At 72.9% G+C, this 16,746-nt stretch carries 17 protein-coding genes; 10 read left to right on the forward strand and 7 right to left on the reverse strand.

Annotation, left to right across the window (positions count from 1 at the left end; translation table 11 throughout):
• Positions 1-65: 65 nt before the first annotated feature.
• Positions 66-275 carry a hypothetical protein gene (locus ACN268_RS13500; protein WP_363651542.1) on the reverse strand — a complete coding sequence of 70 codons (210 nt, stop codon included), beginning with the start codon at positions 273-275 and terminating at the stop codon, positions 66-68.
• A 119-nt stretch (positions 276-394) separates the two neighbouring features.
• A complete protein-coding gene (locus ACN268_RS13505) occupies positions 395-1,906 on the reverse strand; it encodes an NYN domain-containing protein (protein WP_421483503.1) in 1,512 nt (503 codons plus the stop codon).
• Between the two features lie 127 nt (positions 1,907-2,033).
• Here ACN268_RS13505 and ACN268_RS13510 point away from each other — a divergent pair, with 127 nt between their 5' ends.
• The 6 genes from ACN268_RS13510 (at position 2,034) to ACN268_RS13535 (ending at position 8,156) form a co-directional block, all read left to right on the forward strand.
• Positions 2,034-3,791, forward strand: coding sequence for a DEDD exonuclease domain-containing protein (locus ACN268_RS13510; RefSeq protein WP_421483504.1), 1,758 nt, complete (start codon positions 2,034-2,036; stop codon positions 3,789-3,791).
• Between the two features lie 128 nt (positions 3,792-3,919).
• Positions 3,920-5,707, forward strand: coding sequence for a RelA/SpoT family protein (locus tag ACN268_RS13515; RefSeq protein WP_421486886.1), 1,788 nt, complete (start codon positions 3,920-3,922; stop codon positions 5,705-5,707).
• Between the two features lie 67 nt (positions 5,708-5,774).
• On the forward strand, positions 5,775-6,296 hold the full coding sequence (locus tag ACN268_RS13520) for an NUDIX hydrolase (RefSeq protein WP_421483505.1): 522 nt from the start codon (positions 5,775-5,777) through the stop codon (positions 6,294-6,296).
• Positions 6,293-7,153 carry a sugar phosphate nucleotidyltransferase gene (locus ACN268_RS13525; RefSeq protein ID WP_421483507.1) on the forward strand — a complete coding sequence of 287 codons (861 nt, stop codon included), beginning with the start codon at positions 6,293-6,295 and terminating at the stop codon, positions 7,151-7,153. Before ACN268_RS13520 ends, ACN268_RS13525 begins: the two co-directional genes overlap by 4 nt.
• A 23-nt stretch (positions 7,154-7,176) precedes the next feature.
• Positions 7,177-7,791 carry a hypothetical protein gene (locus ACN268_RS13530; RefSeq protein WP_421483508.1) on the forward strand — a complete coding sequence of 205 codons (615 nt, stop codon included), beginning with the start codon at positions 7,177-7,179 and terminating at the stop codon, positions 7,789-7,791.
• A 77-nt stretch (positions 7,792-7,868) separates the two neighbouring features.
• Entirely contained in the window at positions 7,869-8,156 is a 288-nt protein-coding gene (locus ACN268_RS13535; RefSeq protein ID WP_088644676.1) for an Lrp/AsnC family transcriptional regulator, read from the forward strand.
• Positions 8,157-8,227: 71 nt separating this feature from the next.
• On the opposite strand, the gene ACN268_RS13540 is transcribed toward ACN268_RS13535, so the two are convergent.
• From ACN268_RS13540 to ACN268_RS13560, 5 genes are all read right to left on the reverse strand, one after another.
• Positions 8,228-8,905 carry a DUF4142 domain-containing protein gene (locus ACN268_RS13540; RefSeq protein ID WP_421483509.1) on the reverse strand — a complete coding sequence of 226 codons (678 nt, stop codon included), beginning with the start codon at positions 8,903-8,905 and terminating at the stop codon, positions 8,228-8,230.
• A 181-nt stretch (positions 8,906-9,086) separates the two neighbouring features.
• Entirely contained in the window at positions 9,087-10,712 is a 1,626-nt protein-coding gene (locus ACN268_RS13545; protein ID WP_421483510.1) for a cytochrome b, read from the reverse strand.
• Complete coding sequence (locus ACN268_RS13550) at positions 10,709-11,794, reverse strand: ubiquinol-cytochrome c reductase iron-sulfur subunit (RefSeq protein WP_421483511.1); 1,086 nt, start codon at positions 11,792-11,794, stop codon at positions 10,709-10,711. The genes ACN268_RS13545 and ACN268_RS13550 overlap by 4 nt, the downstream gene beginning before the upstream one ends.
• A 67-nt stretch (positions 11,795-11,861) precedes the next feature.
• Complete coding sequence (locus ACN268_RS13555) at positions 11,862-12,695, reverse strand: cytochrome c (protein ID WP_088644672.1); 834 nt, start codon at positions 12,693-12,695, stop codon at positions 11,862-11,864.
• Positions 12,696-12,767: 72 nt separating this feature from the next.
• Positions 12,768-13,367, reverse strand: coding sequence for a cytochrome c oxidase subunit 3 (locus tag ACN268_RS13560; RefSeq protein ID WP_088644671.1), 600 nt, complete (start codon positions 13,365-13,367; stop codon positions 12,768-12,770).
• Positions 13,368-13,475: 108 nt separating this feature from the next.
• Between ACN268_RS13560 and ACN268_RS13565 the strand changes: the two genes are divergently transcribed.
• The 4 genes from ACN268_RS13565 (at position 13,476) to ACN268_RS13580 (ending at position 16,693) form a co-directional block, all read left to right on the forward strand.
• Positions 13,476-14,525 (forward strand): cytochrome c oxidase assembly protein, encoded by a 1,050-nt coding sequence (locus tag ACN268_RS13565; protein ID WP_421483512.1) that lies wholly within the window; start codon positions 13,476-13,478, stop codon positions 14,523-14,525.
• A 176-nt stretch (positions 14,526-14,701) separates the two neighbouring features.
• Positions 14,702-15,097 carry a hypothetical protein gene (locus ACN268_RS13570; protein WP_363651528.1) on the forward strand — a complete coding sequence of 132 codons (396 nt, stop codon included), beginning with the start codon at positions 14,702-14,704 and terminating at the stop codon, positions 15,095-15,097.
• Positions 15,098-15,184: 87 nt separating this feature from the next.
• A complete protein-coding gene (gene trpD, locus ACN268_RS13575) occupies positions 15,185-16,231 on the forward strand; it encodes an anthranilate phosphoribosyltransferase (RefSeq protein WP_421483513.1) in 1,047 nt (348 codons plus the stop codon).
• A gap of 255 nt (positions 16,232-16,486) precedes the next feature.
• A complete protein-coding gene (locus ACN268_RS13580; RefSeq protein ID WP_421483514.1) occupies positions 16,487-16,693 on the forward strand; it encodes a hypothetical protein in 207 nt (68 codons plus the stop codon).
• Positions 16,694-16,746: the final 53 nt, after the last annotated feature.

Below are 16,746 nucleotides of genomic sequence, written 5' to 3' on the forward strand. Positions count from 1 at the left end.
TATGGCCCGCCGACGCGGCTCCGCCGTGGTGTCCACCCCGGGCCCCCGCCGGAGCGGGGCGGGGGTCAGGCGACCCGGCGGCGGGTCGACCGGGCCGGGCGGGTCTCGTGGGCCAGCACCTCCACCTCGAACCCGGAGCGGGTGAGCACCTCGATCGCCCGGTGCTCGGCGGCACCCAGGCCGGCCGCCGGGGAGTCGGTGTCGAGCAGGGCCGTCACCAGGCAGCCGGCGCAGCCCGCGCCCCGGACCCGGCAGCCGTCGCAGTCGATGAGCATCGTGCCTCCTGACGCAGTGCGGCGTCGGGCGGAAACCCTCGTCACCACCCGAGCACCGTCGGTCAGGTCGGACACTAACCATCGGGTACGACACAACCGGACAACCGGTGATCAACACGTCAGGAGCGGGCCAGCCGGCGCAGCAGCGAGTCTGCCCCCAGCGGGTACGCCCCGTGCCGGCGCACCCCGTCGGCGACCTCCCGGTCGGAGGAGACCACCACCACCGGGCGGCCGGGCGGCTCGGCCCGGACCAGCCGGCGGATCAGCTCGTCGGCGGTCTCGCCCTTGCGGGAGAAGAGCACCCGCACCCCGCGCGGGGCGGGCGGCAGGCCGTGCATCCGTTCCGCCCCGTCGAAGACCACGGTCACCTCGTCGCCGGTCTGCGCGGCGATCCCACCCAGCCCGGTGATCAACCGCTTGCGCTGCTGTTCCAGGGACATCTCACCGAACCCGCGCTTGGTGACGTTGTAGCCGTCCACCACCAGGTGCGCCCTCGGCAGGGCGAGGAGCTGGTCCAGCCGGGCCGGGTCGTCGGTGTCCCGGGCGCGGGCGGCCGGCCCGCCCTGGGCGGCGGCCGGGGCATCGGTGAAGGCGTCGGCCACGAAGTCGGCGGGGAGCTTGTCCACCGGGTCCAGGGCCAGTTCGCGGCGCAACCCCACGGCGGCCTGACCGATCGTCTCCAGCAGCAGCCACAGCCGGGCGTCGTCGACCGAACGGGCCTCCTTGGCGCTGGCCTTGGCCACGCCGGCCGCCGCCTCGGCCTCGGCCAGCCTGGCCCGCGCCCGACGCAGCTCGGCGTCGCTGTCGGCGGCGGCGCGGGCGGCCCGGCCACGCTCGGTGGCGAGCAGTTCGGTGGCCCGGCGTTCCCGGGCCTGGGTCTCCCGCAGGCCGCGCTGGAGCTGGCGGTTCTCCTCCCGGAGCTGGCCGAGTTCCTCGCGGACGCGGGCCAGCTCGTCGCGGAGCTTGTCCGCCTCGACCCGGGCCACCGCCCGGTCGTGCTCGGCCCGGGTGGCCCGCTGCTCGGCCTCGCGGACCAGCTCGGCGACGACCGCGCTGTCCACCTCGGCACGGACCGCCGCGCCGCTGGCGTCGATCAGCTCCCGCCAGCCCTTCGGGCGGACCAGGTAGGCCAGGGCGGCCACCTCGACCGGGTCGGCGGCGGCCGGCGCGGTGCCCTCGACCACGGCCGCGCCGAGGTCACCGGCGTCGGTCAGCACCCGGGCGGTGACCCGCTGCCGGAACAGCGGGTCGGCGGTGAGCTGGGCGGCGATCACCGAGCCACCCAGCCGGGCCCGCCGGTTGGGGGCGAACTTCGCCACCCGGCGCAGCGGCACCGGCACCTCGTCGGCGGGCAGGCCAGGCAGGACCGCCGCGGTGAGCGCCACGATCCGCTGCCGGACCGGCTCGGGCAGGACGGGCTCCGGCTCCGGCGGCCCGTCCACCGGCTCACCGGCGTCGGATCCGTCGGGCGTGGGAGGGATGGGCTCGGGCAGGCCGGGCTCGGACTCCGGCTCGGGCAGGGTGGCCCCGGGCTCGGGCGCCCCCGCACCCGGGTCCCCGCCGGCCCCGGGCGCGGCGGTGGACGACCCCTCCAGCGGGAGGTGGTCGTCGTGCGGGTCGGTGAGGGGCATGGGGCAAGTCTCCCACCGCGACCGGGCCCACCGCCGGATGAGTGAGCCGATCTCTCATCCTACGCCGCCAGGGGCCCCTGGGGCTGCGGTGACGGGAGTGTCGGACCGAACGGTTAGCCTGCCGCCCGTGGCACCTGGGGAGTACGTCCAGCAGACCCTGGCCGGTCTGGACCGGTCGGCCGGCGGTGTCGATCCGGCCCTGCCGCTGTACGCGACGACGTTCGTGGTGGTCGACCTGGAGACCACCGGCGGCTCACCCGACGGCGGGGGCATCACCGAGATCGGCGCGGTGAAGGTGCGCGGCGGCGAGGAGCTGGGGGTGCTCGCCACCCTGGTCAACCCGGGGGTGCCGGTCCCGCCGTTCATCACCGTGCTGACCGGCATCACCCAGGCCATGCTGCTGCCCGCCCCGCCGATCGAGCAGGTGCTGCCGAGCTTCCTGGAGTTCGTCGCCGACGCCGTGCTGGTGGCCCACAACGCGCCCTACGACGTGGGTTTCCTCAAGGCCGCCTGCGCGAAGCACGGCTACCGCTGGCCCAACCCCCGGGTGCTGGACACGGCGGCGCTGGCCCGGCGGGTGCTCACCCGCGACGAGGTGCCCAACCGCAAGCTGGGCACCCTGGCCGCCTACTTCCGCACCACCACCCAGCCCACCCACCGGGCGCTCGACGACGCCAAGGCCACGGTGGACGTGCTGCACGGCCTGATCGCCCGGCTCGGCGGGCACCGGGTCGACACCGTGGGCGAGGCGATCGAGTTCGCCCGCGCGGTCAGCCCCACCCAGCGGCGCAAGCGGCACCTCGCCGACGGGCTGCCCCGGGGGCCCGGGGTCTACATCTTCCGGGCCGCCGACGACCGGCCGCTCTACGTGGGCACCTCCGGCGACATCGCCACCCGGGTCCGCAGCTACTTCACCGCCGCCGAGAAGCGGGCCCGGATGTCGGAGATGCTGGCCGCCGCCGAGCGGGTGGAGGCGGTGGAATGCGCCCACCCGCTGGAGGCGGAGGTCCGGGAGCTGCGGTTGATCGCCGCGCACGCGCCGCCGTACAACAGGCGGTCGAAGTATCCGGAACGGATGGTGTGGCTCAAGCTCACCGGCGGGCCGTACCCCCGGTTGTCGGTGGTGCGCGGCCTGGCCCCCGGTGACACCGCCTACCTCGGCCCGTTCCGTTCCACCCGGGCCGCCGAGCTGGCCGCCGCCGGGTTCCACGACGCGGTGCCGCTGCGCCAGTGCACCCACCGGTTGTCGCTGCGCACGGTCACGCCGGCCTGCGCGCTGGCCGAGCTGGGCCGCTGCCCGGCGCCCTGCGAGCACCGGATCACCCCGCAGGAGTACGACGACCGCGCGGTCGCCCCGTTCCGCACCGCCACCACCAGCGACCCGCAGGTGGTGGTGGACGCCCTGCTGGCCCGGATCGAGGCGTTGGCGGCCGCGCAACGCTACGAGGAGGCGGCGGTGGTGCGCTCCCGGCTGGCGGCGGTGCTGCGGGCCACCGTCCGGATGCAGCGGCTGGCCGGTCTGACCCGGATCGCCGAGCTGGCCGCCGCCCGGCCCGCCGCCGGGGGCGGCTGGGAGCTGGCGCTGGTCCGGTTCGGGCGGCTCGCCGGGGCCGGGGTGTCCCCGCCGGGCGTCCACCCCCGACCGACGATCACCGCGATCCGGGCCACCGCCGAGACGGTGGAGCCGGGCGGGCACGGGCCGGTGCCCCGGGCCACCGCCGAGGAGACCGAACGCATCCTGTCCTGGTTGGAACGACCGGAGACCCGGCTGGTGGAGATGACCTCCGGTTGGTCGTCCCCGGTGGCCGGCGCGGGACGGTTCCGTGACCTGCTGGCGAAGGCCGAGGACGGCGGGTCCCACCAACTCTCGACCGAACGCTCATGAGCAAGTGTCCGATCGGACGACCCCGCCTCGCTTAGTCTGTTAAGGGAGTGCAGTCCTGCCCGTTTCGTGGGCCTGCTTCCGGTTGCCGGCGACGGTGACCGTGGAGCCGGGGTGAGGAGGTGTCCCTCGTGGACGTCGACGCCGGACACGGCGCCGCCCTGGGGGGTGCGCTCCCGGCCCAGCCGGGTGAGTTGCCCCTGACCCGGCGGCTCCGGTCCCTGTTGAGCTGGCCGGCCAACGACGCCGACCCGGTGACCCAGCTCGTCCGCACCCACCGCGGCATCCATTCGAGCGCGGACGCCTCGGTGCTGCGCCGGGCGTACACGATCGCCGAGAACATGCACCGCGGTCAGTTCCGCAAGAGCGGCGAGCCGTACATCACCCACCCGCTGGCGGTGGCCCAGATCTGCGCCGACCTCGGGATGGACACCACCACCCTGGTCGCGGCGCTGCTGCACGACACGGTGGAGGACACCCGCTACACCCTCCAGGCGCTCAGCGAGGACTTCGGGCCCGAGGTGGCGCACCTGGTCGACGGGGTGACGAAGTTCGACAAGGCGTTCTACGGCAAGGCCGCCGAGGCGGAAACGATCCGCAAGATGATCATCGCGGCCGGCAAGGACGTCCGGGTGCTGATCATCAAGCTGGCCGACCGGCTGCACAACATGCGTACCCTCGGGGTCCGCTCGGCCGCCTCCCGGGAGCGGATCGCCCGCAAGACCCAGGAGGTGCTGGTCCCGCTCTGCGACCGGCTCGGCATCCAGACCCTCAAGCGCGACCTGGACGACGTGGTGCTGCTGCACCTGGAGCCCGACGAGCACGCCCGGCTGGCCCGGCACGTGCACGACCGGCCCGGCTGGGACGCCTACCTCGACGACGTGGTGGCCCAGGCCAGGGTGGCGCTGCGCCGCAGCCGGGTCGACGCCGAGGTGAGCGCCCGTCCCCGACACCTCTACTCGATCTGGAAGGACACCGTGGCCGGCGGGCACGCCGTGCCGTACGACCTGCCCCGGATCGTGATCGTGGTGGACGGCCCGGCCACCGACTGTTACGCCGCCCTCGGCGCGGTGCACGGCCGTTGGCGGCCGGTCCCCGGCCGGTTCAAGGACTTCATCGCCTCCCCCAAGAACAACCTCTACCGTTCCCTGCACACCAGCGTCTGCGGCCCGCAGGAACGCACGGTCGAGGTGCTGATCCGCACCCGGGAGATGCACCGCTGCGCCGAGTACGGGGTGGCCGCCGACTTCCGGTTCCCCCGGGCCGCCACCGGGTCCAGCAACACCGACCAGCTCTCCTGGCTGCGCCGGGTGCTCGACTGGGAGCAGGAGGCCCCCGACCCGGCCCAGTTCCTCCAGTCGCTGCGGTGCGACCTCGCCGAGGCGCAGATCCAGGTGGTCGCCGACGGCCGGCAGGTGGTGCTCCCGGCCGGGGCCACCCCGGTCGACCTCGCCTACGAGCTGGGCACCGAGCGGGGCGACCACTGTCTCGCGGCACGGATCAACGGCCGGCTCGCGCCGCTGGCGTCCGAACTGGACGAGGGCGACGTGGTGGAGATCTACACCGAGAGCGACGCGGAGAGCGGCTTCGAGGCGGACGTCGCCCCCCGTGGGCCCCGCCGCGAGTGGCTCGACTTCGTCAAGTCGCCGCACGCGCAGATGCAGATCAGCCGCTGGTTCACCGAGCACACCGAGCCCGGCATCTCCATCGCCGACAAGGTCCGCCTCGGGCGGGCCACCATCGGCCTGGCGCTGCGCAAGCACGACCGGGGCCTGGCCAGCGACCTGCCGCTGCTGCGGCTGTCGGAGGAACTCGGCTATCCCGACCTGGAGACCCTGCTGGTCGCGGTCTTCGACCGGGCCGTCGAACCGGACACCGTGGTCCGCCAGCTCATCGACCTGGTCGACCATCGACAGTGAGGCCCTGGCCGGGTGACCGGTCGCCCCGCACCCCACGACAGCGCACCGACGGCCTAGCCTGGAGACCATGATCCTCCGTTCCCGCGCCACCGGCCGGGCCGTCGCGTACAAGGTCTTCTACCGGCTGCCGGTCTCGGTGCGTCGTCGCCTGGTCCGGCTCGCCGGGCCGAAGTACGTCGTCGGCGCGGTGACCCTGGTCCGGGACAGCGGGGCCGACGGGGCCGGCCGGCTCCTGCTGCTGCGCCAGCCCCCCGGACACAGTTGGACGCTGCCCGCCGGCCTGCTCCAGCGCGGGGAGGCCCCGGTCGTCGGCGCGGCCCGCGAACTGTACGAGGAGTCCGGCGTCCGGCTCGCCCCGGAACAGCTCCGCCCGGCCGTGCCGAACGCGGTGGTGCACACCCGGGGCTGGGTGGACATGGTCTTCGAGGCGGAGGTGCCCGCCGCCACGACGGAGCTGGCCGTGGACGGCGCGGAGGTCTTCGAGGCGGCCTGGCACCCGCTGGACGACCTGCCCCGGCTGAGCCGGGCCACCGCCAACCTGCTCGGCCACTACGGCATCGGGCCGCAGGCCGGCCAGCCGACGACGTGACCGCCCCGGACGGCCTGTGCGCGGTGGTGCTCGCCGCCGGCGAGGGCACCCGGCTGCGCCCGCTGACCGCCCGGGTGCCCAAGGCGCTCTGCCCGGTCGGCAACGTGCCGCTGCTGGACCGGGCCCTGCACCGGCTGGCCGGGCTGGGCCTGACCGGGCCGGAGCGGGTGGCGGTGAACGCCTGCTACCTGGCCGACCAGGTGGTGACGCACGTCGGCGACCGGGCGCACCTGTCGGTGGAGCCGGGTGAGCCGTTGGGCACGGCCGGCGGCCTGGGCAACCTGCGGGACTGGATCGCCGGGCGGGGGGTGCTGGTCGGCAACGCCGACGCGTACCTGGCCGATCCCGGCGCCGCTCCCGGTCCGGACGTCGCGGCGCTGCTGGCCGGGTGGGACTTCCGGTCCGTACGCCTGCTGGGTCGGCCGGCACCCGACCCGCGCGCCCCCGGCACCTTCGACGGGCACGTCTTCACCGGCTTCTCGCTGCTGCCCTGGCACCGGGTGCGGGAGCTGCCGGCGAGCTTCGGTGACCTGGTCCGCACGGTGTGGCGACCGGCGGAGGCGGCCGGCGAGCTGACCGTGGTGCCGTACCCGGGCACGTTCTTCGACACCGGGACGCCCACCGACTACCTGGCGGCCAACCTGCACGCCGCCGGGGACGACGTTGTGGTCGCCCCGGACGCCACCGTCACCGGTCGGGCCCGGCACGCGGTGGTCGGCGCGGGCGCGGTGGTCCGCGGCGACGTGGAGCGCGTGGTGGTCTGGCCCGGCGCGACGGTCGGCCGCCACGAACGGCTCCGCGACGTGATCCGGGCCGCGGACGGGCTCACCGTGGCGGCCGTACCGGGCGGACGTTGATCGTCGGTGTCAGAATCACCGGCATGCAGCCCTCCGTGCCCCGGATCCCCCTGTCGATCGGCTACCGGTCGAGCCGTACCGGTCGGGTCGTCTCGTTGGTGGTGCTGGGTGTCCTGCTCACGGTGACCTGCGGCTGTGTGGGTGCCATCCTCGGGACCGTCCTGAACGCGTCGGTCGGTGCGGGCACCTCGGGCAGCGGGGCGGTGCCGGCACTCGTCGCGCTCCTGTCGGCCGGGCTGGTCATCGTCTTCGTCGGTCTGCTGGTCACGAGCATCGTGCGGACGAACGCCTGGTTGGAGGGCTCCCGGCTCACCGTGGTCAGGCTCACCACGAAGAGCGTCGACCTGCGGGCCGCCCGGTCGGTGACGTTGCAGGCCACGGCCGTCGCGCACACCGGCGTCGCCAGCGACGGCTCGGTGGTCGCCACCGGCGCGGTCACCCGCACCCCGGTGCTCACCGTCACCACCGACACCGGCACGGTCAAGCTGGGGCTGCGCAGCAAGGAGAGCCTGCTCATCCCGCCGCCCGAGATGTACGCCCTGGCCGCCGCGCTGGACACCGCCCGCTGCCCGGGGGCCCCGGAGGCGGCCGCCTGGCTGCGCGCCATGGCCGCCGACCCGCGCACCATGCTGCTCTGACCCGCGTCGTGCGGCACTAGCATGGTCAGCGACGCCAGGCCGGCGTCGCGCCCGGCACGACGAACGGAGAATCGTCAGTGATCACCGCGATCGTCCTGATCGACTGCGCCACCGACTCGATCCCCGAGGTGGCCGAGAACCTGGCCAACCTGCCCGGGGTCAGCGAGGTCTACTCGGTGGCCGGGCACGTCGACCTGATCGCCATCGTCCGGGTCCGGGAGTTCGAGCAGATCGCCAAGGTCATCGCCGGCAGCATCTCCAAGGTCCCGGGCGTGCTCAACACCGAGTCGCACATCGCCTTCCGCGCCTACTCGCAGCACGACCTGGAGGAGGCGTTCGCGATCGGCCTGGCCAGCGCCGACTGACCGCCGCGCCGGGCAGGCGCGACGGTGGCCGGCCCCGTCGGGGACCGGCCACCGTCAGGTGGTACGGGACGTCAGCTGTTACCCGGAGCCGGCGTCTCGGTGGTACCACCCGGTTCCGGCGACTCCGTGGTGCCGCCCGGGGCCGGGGACTCGGTCGTGCCACCCGGAGCCGGCGTACCGCTGCCACCCGGGCTCGCGGTACCGCTGGCGCTGGTCTGCGGGACCGGGATGCCCAACTCCTGGGCCAGGGCGACCAGCGCGTCGTAGTGCGCCTGCAACACCGGCAGCGCGTCCTGCGCGAGCTGGACCACCGACTGCTCGGAGCCCTGCGAGATCTCGGTCTGGGTGGCCTGGATGGCCTGCACGTGACCGGCCAGCTCAGCGGTCACCCATGCCTTGTCGAACGCGGCGCCGTTGAGACCGTTGAGCTTGTCGATCACCTTTTGCTGGTCGGCCGTCGGCGCGTTCGGCAGGGTCACGTTCAGCTGCTGGGCGGTGCTCTTCACCGTCTGGTCGAGCTGGGTGTGATCGGTGACGAACTGCTGTCCCAACTGCTTGACCTGCTCGTTCTGCCCCTTCTTCTGGGCCAGGTTCCCGGTGACGATCTCCGCCAGGTTGACCTGGTGCACCGCCTGCAGGTACTGGGTGTCCTGCGCCGACGGCTGCGCGGCGGCCTGCGCGGCAGCCGCGGGGGCCAGGCCGACCACCGCCAGCGTGGCCAGCAGTCCCAGGCGTTTGATACCCAACATGTTCCCTCCCCGTTTTCGTTGGACCGCACGGATACCCGGCTGGCGCGGGTTATTCCTGTGCTTTCCACCCGTTGGGGGCTGGTCACGCCGCCCACCGGCCGCCCGGCGGACGGCCACCGGAACGGACGAAGCGCCCGCCGGAGGACTCCGGCGGGCGCTTCGGCGCAGTGGTACGGGCAGGTCAGCGGCGGGAATCCCCGCTGCCGATCTCCTCCCGCTCGGGGCGGGGTTCCACCGGCGGGTGCCCCGGCGAGACCGGCGCCTCGACCGGCTTCTCGATCGGGTAGAAGAAGCCCCGGATCGCCGGGCCGAGCGCCCCGAGCCGGTTCATCTTCTTCGGCACCACCCAGCCGACGTAGTCCAGTTCGCCGTGCCCGTGGCCGTCACCGGCGCTGAGCGGCTGGTGGACCTCCTCGAACCGGCCGTCGGGCAGCCGCCTGATGATGCCGGTCTCCACGCCGTGGGCCAGCACCTCCCGGTCGTGCTGCTGCAGACCCAGGCAGATCCGGTAGGTGACGTAGTAGGCCAGCGGCGGGATGAACAGCAGCCCGATCCGGCCCGCCCAGGTCATCGCGTTCAGGCTGATGTGGAACTTGTCGGCGATCACGTCGTTGGCGCCGGAGAGGGTCAGCACGATGTAGAAGGCGACGGCCATCGCGCCCACCGCGGTGCGGGCCGGGACGTCCCGGGGACGCTGCAGCAGGTTGTGGTGCCGGTAGTCCTTGAGCTGCCGGGCCTCCACGAACGGGTAGAGCGTGGAGAGACCGACCAGGATGCCCGGCAGCACGACCGTCGGCCAGAACAGCGGCGGGATGACGTACCCGTTGCCGATCGGGATGTTGATCTCCCAGGCGGGCATCAGGCGGGTCGAGCCGTCGAGGAACATGACGTACCAGTCGGGCTGGCTGGCCGCCGAGACCACCCACGCCTCGTACGGGCCGAAGTACCAGATCGGGTTGATCTGGAACAGGCCGCCCATCAGCGCGATCACGCCGAAGACGACCATGAAGAAGCCGCCCTGCTTGAGCGCGTAGCGCGGGAACATCCGCTCGCCGACCACGTTGTCGTTGGTCCGGCCGGGGCCGGGCCACTGGGTGTGCTTCTGCTTGAACACCAGGCCCAGGTGGGCGCTGATCAGCGCGACCAGCAGGCCCGGGATCAGCAGCACGTGGGCGATGAAGAACCGGCTGATGATGATCTCGCCGGGGAACTCGCCGCCGAAGACCGACGAGGTGACCCAGGAGCCGATCACCGGGATCGACAGCATGATGCCGGAGGCGATCCGCAGACCGGTGCCGGACAGGCCGTCGTCCGGCAGCGAGTAGCCGGTGAAGCCGGCCAGGAAGCCGACCCAGAACAGCAGCGAGCCGATGATCCAGTTGGTCTCCCGCGGCTTGCGGAACGCGCCGGTGAAGAAGACCCGCATCATGTGCACCACGATCGCGGCCATGAACAGCAGCGCGGACCAGTGGTGCATCTGCCGCATGATCAGGCCACCCCGGACATCGAACGAGATGTCCAGGCTGGAGGCGTACGCGGCGGACATCGGGGTGCCCCGCAGCGGGGCGTAGCTGCCGTTGTAGACCACCTCGGTCATCGCCGGCTCGTAGAAGAAGGTCAGGAAGACCCCGGTGAGCAGCAGCACGACGAACGAGAAGAGCGCGATCTCGCCGAGCAGGAACGACCAGTGGTCCGGGAAGACCTTGTTGAGCAGCTTGCGCAGCGGGGTGGCGACCTGGAAGCGGTCGTCCACTCCCCCGGCGGCCTTGCCCGGCACCGCTGCTACGTCAAACTTTCGGCGCTTCATGGCCGCTCCCAGAAGTCGGGGCCGACGGTTTCGGTGTAGTCGGACTTCGCCACGAAGAAGCCGTCCTCGTCCACCTCGATCGGCAGCTGGGGCAGCCGCCGGCTCGCCGGGCCGAAGACCGGCCGGGCGTTGTCGGTGATCAGGAACTGGCTCTGGTGACACGGGCAGAGCAGCCGGTTGGTCTGCTGCTCGTACAGGCTCGCCGGGCAGCCGGCGTGCGTGCAGATCTTGGAGTACGCCGCGTAGTTGCCCCACATGTAGTCACCGTGACCGACCCGCGAGTTGGCCTGCCGGGACTTCTCCGCGTCGGTCTCCCGCAGGTGGATCAGCAGGGTCGGCGAGTCGGCGTGCTTGTTGCTCACCCCGTGCTCGATGCCCGGGAACACGGTGAGCTGGCCGCCGGCGCTGACGTCGGCCGGGCGGATCGGCCGGCCGTCCTCGCGGACCAGCCGGACCTTCTTCCCGTCCTGCGGGGCGAAGCCGGTGGTGAACATCTGGTTGTTCTTGTGCGGGTTGGAGATCAGCCCGCCGACCAGCGGGGCCGCGGCGACCGCGCCGACCGGCAGCAGGCCGGCGACCAGCGAGACGCCGAGCAGCGGACGACGCCGCACCCCCATCTCGTCGGCGAGGTAGAGCATGGTCTCGCCGGTGATCTTCCGGTCCTCCGCCGAACCGGGACCGTCGTGCCGGTCCTGGATCGAGACCTCCTTGGGCAGCAGCTTCTTGCCCCAGGTGAGGATGCCGAAGCCGATGCCGAGCAGGGCGATGCCCAGGGTGAGGCCCAGCAGCGGGGTGTACCACTTGTCGCCGCCGCGACCCGGCTCGTACTCCCAGGGCCACCAGATGTAGACGACCAGGAACGCGGTGGCGGCCAGGCCGGTGAGCAGGAACATCGCCGCGACCGTACGGGTCAGCCGGCGCTCGGCCTTGCTGCCCGGGACGACCTGCTCCTCGTAGTGGACGATCTCGATGTCGTCGCGGCGGGCGCCCTCGGTGACGATGTCGAACCGGGAGAGCCGGGGGTCGTGGACGTCGAGCGGCTCCCGGTCCTGCGGGGCGTGCTGCTCGGTCGTGGTGCTCATGCCGTCACCTCGCTACGGGCGGTGCCGGCGCACGGCACCACGGCAATGGTGTTGACGATCCGCCCGGTCACGACTTGCCCGCAATCCACAGGCTCGCGAAGACCAGCGCGACGATGCCCACCAGGAAGATCGCCAGGCCCTCGGTGGACGGGCCGTACCGGCCGAGGTTGAAGCCGCCCTGGTCCTGGTCGGCCTTCAGGGTCTCCTGGATGTAGGCGATGATGTCCGCCTTCTGCTCCGGGGTGATCTGGTTGTCGCCGAACACCGGCATGTTCTGCGGGCCACTGAGCATCGCGGCGTAGATCTGCGCGTCGCTGGCCGGGTTCAGGCTCGGGGCGTACTTGCCGGAGGAGAGCGCGCCGCCGCCACCGCCGAAGGCGTGGCACTGCGAGCAGTTGATCCGGAACAGCTCGCCACCGGTGGCGAGGTTGGCACCCTCGCGGAGGTTGCCCTGCGGGACCTGCGGGCCCCCACCGAGCTCCTGGATGTACTGGCCGAGCTGGCGCACCTGCTCGTCGGTGAAGACCGGCGGCTTGCGCATGGCCTGCGCCTCCTGCCGGGCCATCGGCATCCGACCGCTGCCGACCTGGAACTCGACCGACGCGGAGCCCACCCCGATCAGGCTCGGGCCACGACCCTCGACACCCTGGGCGTTGCGGCCGTGGCAGGTCACGCAGCTCACGTCGAACAGCGCCCTGCCCTCGGCCGCGGCGCCGGTGAGCGGCGGGTTTTCCTGCGCCTGCACGCCGGGGGCGAAGACGGTGTAGGCGCCGCCGGCCAGCGTCAACGCGGCGATCAGCCGGAACGCCGCGCCCAGCCGGCGGCGGCCCCTGCTGCGCGCCGCGGGCCGCCCGCGCAGGCGCGCGAGCAGACCGCGTCGGCGGTCGTTGTCAGAAGTCATGACCTGTGTCCTTAACCGGTTGGACCTTGTCTCAGGGGACGGAGCAGCGGCGCGGAACCTGACACGCCAAGATCACTGAAGCCAGTAGATCATGCCGTACAGCCCGATCCACACGACGTCGACGAAGTGCCAGTAGTACGACACGACGATCGCCGACGTGGCCTGGGCCGGGGTGAACCGGCCCATGGTGGTGCGGATCATGAAGATGATGAAGGCGATGAGACCGCCGGTCACGTGCAGGCCGTGGAAGCCGGTGGTCAGGTAGAACATCGACCCGTAACCGTCTTCGTTGATCTTCACGCCCTCGTGCACCAGGGTCAGGTACTCGTTCGCCTGGCCGAGCACGAAGATCAGGCCCATCACGAAGGTGATCGTGAACCAGCGCCGCAGGGCGTGGACGTCACCCTTCTCGGCCGCGAACACACCGAGCTGGCAGGTCACCGAGGACAGCACCAGGATCACCGTGAAGGTGGTCGCATAGGGGATGTTGAGGACCTCGGTGTGCTTCTCCCACTGCTCCGGCGCCGCCGCGCGGATCGAGAAGTACATCGCGAACAGCGCCGCGAAGAACATGAGTTCGCTGGAGAGCCACACGATCGTCCCGACGCTGACCATGTTGGGCCGCGTCAGAGAGTGGATCCGGCTCTTGTCAATGGCTGGGGCCGCAGTCACGCGGTCATTATTGCCCTTGACCGGGGCGGGCGATCAGCGGGGTGCCAAACCCGGGGCGGGGATGGCCCGATCGTGGCGGTCCGGTTCGCCTGGCCTAGCCTGAAAAGCGTGCTGCACGTCGATTCGATCTTCACCGCCACCTCGGGGGCCCCGCCCACCGGCCTGGCGGCCGGCGGCGTCGAGGTACCGCCGCCGTTCGACATCACCCGGGTCTTCACCGAGACCCGGCTGGACAGCTGGCTCGCCCTGGGCCTGGTCCTCGCCGCCGGCCTCTACCTCTACGGGGTCCACCGGCTGCGGCTGCGCGGGGACCGCTGGCCGGTGATCCGTACCGTCTGCTTCCTCGGGCCGGGCCTGGGCGGCATCGCCGCGGTCACGGTCAGCGGCCTGCACGCCTACGACACCGCCCTGCTCTCGGTGCACATGGTGCAGCACATGGTGCTGTCGATGATCTCCCCGATCTTCCTGGCCCTGGGCGCGCCGGTCACCCTGGCGCTGCGCACCCTGCCGGTCGGCCCGCGCAAGCGGCTGCTGGCGGTCGTGCACAGCCGGATCGCCCGGATCTACGGCTTCCCGCTGGTGGCGTTCGCCATCTTCGTGGTCAACCCGTTCGCGCTCTACTTCACCGACCTGTACCGCTACACCCTCGAACACGCCTGGGCGCACGAGCTCGTGCACGCGCACTTCATCATGACCGGCTGCGTGTTCTTCTGGCCGCTGCTCGGGCTCGACCCGCTGCCCGGCCGCTGGCCGTACCCGGCGCGGGCGCTGCTGATGCTGCTGTCGGTGCCGTTCCACACCGTGCTCGGGCTCACCATCATGCAGAGCACCACGCTGTTCGGCGGCGACTGGTACCCCTCGCTCAACCTGGCCTGGTCCGACCCGTGGAACGACCAGGTGGTCGCCGGCGGCATCCTGTGGGCCGGCGGCGAGTTCGTCAGCGTGACGATGATCGCGGTGCTGGTGGTGCAGTGGATCAAGCAGTCCGAGCGGGAGGCCCGCCGGGTCGACCGCGAGCTGGACCGGCAGGAGGCCCGCGACCGTGCCGCCGGGGCCGCCGCAGTCCCCGCCGTGGCCACCGCCACGTCCGACGCCGCGACCACCGCCCCCGCAGGTCCGCCTGCCACCCCCGCCGCGGCCCCCGGAACCCCGTCCTGAGCTGCCGCGACACCCGGTCCGCCGGGGGCCGGCAGGCGGGATGTCGGGTACGCCACACCGCCCGGTACGATCAACGGGCAGCAACGAGGAGTACAGCCCATGAGTGAGCGCAGCGAGCGAGTCAGGCTCAGTGCGACGGTGCCTCATCACGGCACGGAGCGAAGCGGAGTGCCGGCATGAGCGAGCGTCTTTGCACCGTCCTGCTCTACAGCGACGACCAGCAGGTCCGGGACCGGATGCGGCTGGCCGTCGGCACCCGTCCCGCGCCGGGCATCCAGATCGAGTTCGTCGAGGCGTCCGACTACTTCGGCTGCGTCCGGCTGGTCGACGACTACGAGATCGATCTGATGCTGCTCGACGGCGAGGCCAGCCCCGGCGGCGGCCTCGGCATCGCCCGCCAGATCAAGGACGACCGGGACGACGCCCCGCCGACGTGCGTGGTCATCGCCCGGGCCGCCGACCGATGGCTCGCCTCGTACGCGCAGGTCGACGGCGTGCTGATGCACCCGCTCGACCCGGTGACCACCGGCACCACGGTCGCCGAGCTGCTGCGTACGCACGCCGCCGCCTGAGTCGCAGACACTCGGCGGCGCCCAGGCGCCCGGGGTGACGGGCGCACCCGTCCACCCGCACCCCACGCCCGCCTCGGGAGGCCCACCATGGGCGAACGGACCTGGCCGCACCTGCTCAACGCGCTGCTGCGCGGCGACGAGCTGTCCACCGCCGACACCGCCTGGGCGATGAACGAGATCATGGCGGGTGCCGCCGTACCGGCGCAGATCGCCGGGTTCGCGATCGCGCTGCGGGCCAAGGGCGAGACGCCCGCCGAACTGGCCGGCCTGGTCGAGGCGATGCTCGGCAACGCGGTGCCGGTGACCCTGCCGGAGGAGCTGCGGCGCACCTCGGTCGACGTGGTGGGCACCGGCGGTGACCTCGCCCACACGGTCAACATCTCGACGATGACCGCGCTGGTGGTGGCCGGCGCCGGCGTCCGGGTGGTCAAGCACGGCAACCGGGCCGCCTCGTCGCTGTGCGGCACCGCCGACCTGCTGGAGTTCTTCGGTGTGCCGCTGGACCTCGGCCCGGAGCAGGTGACCCGGTGCGTGGCCGAGGCGGGGATCGGCTTCTGCTTCGCCGCCCGGTTCCACCCCGGGATGCGCCACGCCGGCCCGGTCCGCCGGGAGATCGGCGTGCCGACCGCGTTCAACTTCCTCGGCCCGCTGACCAACCCGGCCCGGCCGCACGCCGGGGCGGTCGGCTGCTTCGATGCCCGGATGGCCCCGGTGATGGCCGAGGTGTTCGCCCGCCGGGGCGACTCGGTGATCGTGATGCGCGGCGAGGACGGCCTGGACGAGTTCACCACCGCCGCGCCGACCCGGGTCTGGGTGGCCCAGCACGGCACCGTACGGGAAGCGCTGCTGGACGCGGCCGACCTCGGGGTACCCCGGTCCACCCTGGCCGACCTGCGGGGCGGCGACGCGGCGCACAACGCCGCCGTGGCCCGGCGACTGCTGGCCGGCGAGGCCGGTCCGGTCCGCGACGCGGTCCTGGTCAACGCGGCCGTCGCGCTGGCCACCCAGACCCCGCTGGACGGTGACCTCACCGAGGCGGTCCGCGCCGGCATGGCCCGGGCCGCCGAGTCCGTCGACTCGGGGGCGGCGGCGGCCGTCCTGGACCGCTGGGTCGACGTCGCCCGCTCCCTCTGACCCGCCGTTCCGCCGGCACCGCCCGACCCGCTCCCCCGGGCCGGGCGGTGCCGGACCCGGGGGCGGGCTGCCGGGTGGCGCCGGACCCGGGGGCGGGGGCGGGCTGCCGGGCGCGGGCTGGCTGGGCTGGCGCGCCGGGCCTGGGCTGGCGGGGAAGTGTCGGAGGGGCGTGGGAAACTACACGGGAGTAGTTCTTCCGTTTCCGACGATGGCGGCGATGTCCATCGGTGGGTTCCGGAGCGAGAGGAGACGCCCGTGTCGGACCGCGAGCTCTACTGCGACACCTGCGAGGGCGTTCAGCCGTTCGAGGTGCCACCGTGCGCCGACGGCCACGGTGCCGACTGCCCCGAGCTGCTCTGCACCGGCTGCGGCGCGGCGGTGCTGATCGCCACATTCGCCTTCCAGCCCACCCGCCTGGCCGACCGTCGCCGCCGCCCGTCAGCCGGCCGTCACGCGGCCTGACCCCTGCGGGACGCCGCCCGGGGGGTCCGGTCGCGGAGTCCGGTCTGCTGAGC

The sequence above is a fragment of the Micromonospora sp. WMMD735 genome (assembly GCF_049178995.1).
GTDB lineage: Bacteria > Actinomycetota > Actinomycetes > Mycobacteriales > Micromonosporaceae > Micromonospora > Micromonospora wenchangensis.

Bases quoted from the DNA above. Each gene is read 5' to 3' on its own strand.
- trpD (WP_421483513.1), top strand. From the start codon at position 15,185: ATGGGCGAACGGACCTGGCCGCACCTGCTCAACGCGCTGCTGCGCGGC.
- ACN268_RS13555 (WP_088644672.1), bottom strand. From the start codon at position 12,695: ATGACTTCTGACAACGACCGCCGACGCGGTCTGCTCGCGCGCCTGCGC.
- ACN268_RS13570 (WP_363651528.1), top strand. From the start codon at position 14,702: ATGAGCGAGCGTCTTTGCACCGTCCTGCTCTACAGCGACGACCAGCAG.
- ACN268_RS13505 (WP_421483503.1), bottom strand. From the start codon at position 1,906: ATGCCCCTCACCGACCCGCACGACGACCACCTCCCGCTGGAGGGGTCG.
- ACN268_RS13520 (WP_421483505.1), top strand. From the start codon at position 5,775: ATGATCCTCCGTTCCCGCGCCACCGGCCGGGCCGTCGCGTACAAGGTC.
- ACN268_RS13550 (WP_421483511.1), bottom strand. From the start codon at position 11,794: ATGAGCACCACGACCGAGCAGCACGCCCCGCAGGACCGGGAGCCGCTC.
- ACN268_RS13500 (WP_363651542.1), bottom strand. From the start codon at position 275: ATGCTCATCGACTGCGACGGCTGCCGGGTCCGGGGCGCGGGCTGCGCC.
- ACN268_RS13530 (WP_421483508.1), top strand. From the start codon at position 7,177: ATGCAGCCCTCCGTGCCCCGGATCCCCCTGTCGATCGGCTACCGGTCG.
- ACN268_RS13540 (WP_421483509.1), bottom strand. From the start codon at position 8,905: ATGTTGGGTATCAAACGCCTGGGACTGCTGGCCACGCTGGCGGTGGTC.
- ACN268_RS13545 (WP_421483510.1), bottom strand. From the start codon at position 10,712: ATGAAGCGCCGAAAGTTTGACGTAGCAGCGGTGCCGGGCAAGGCCGCC.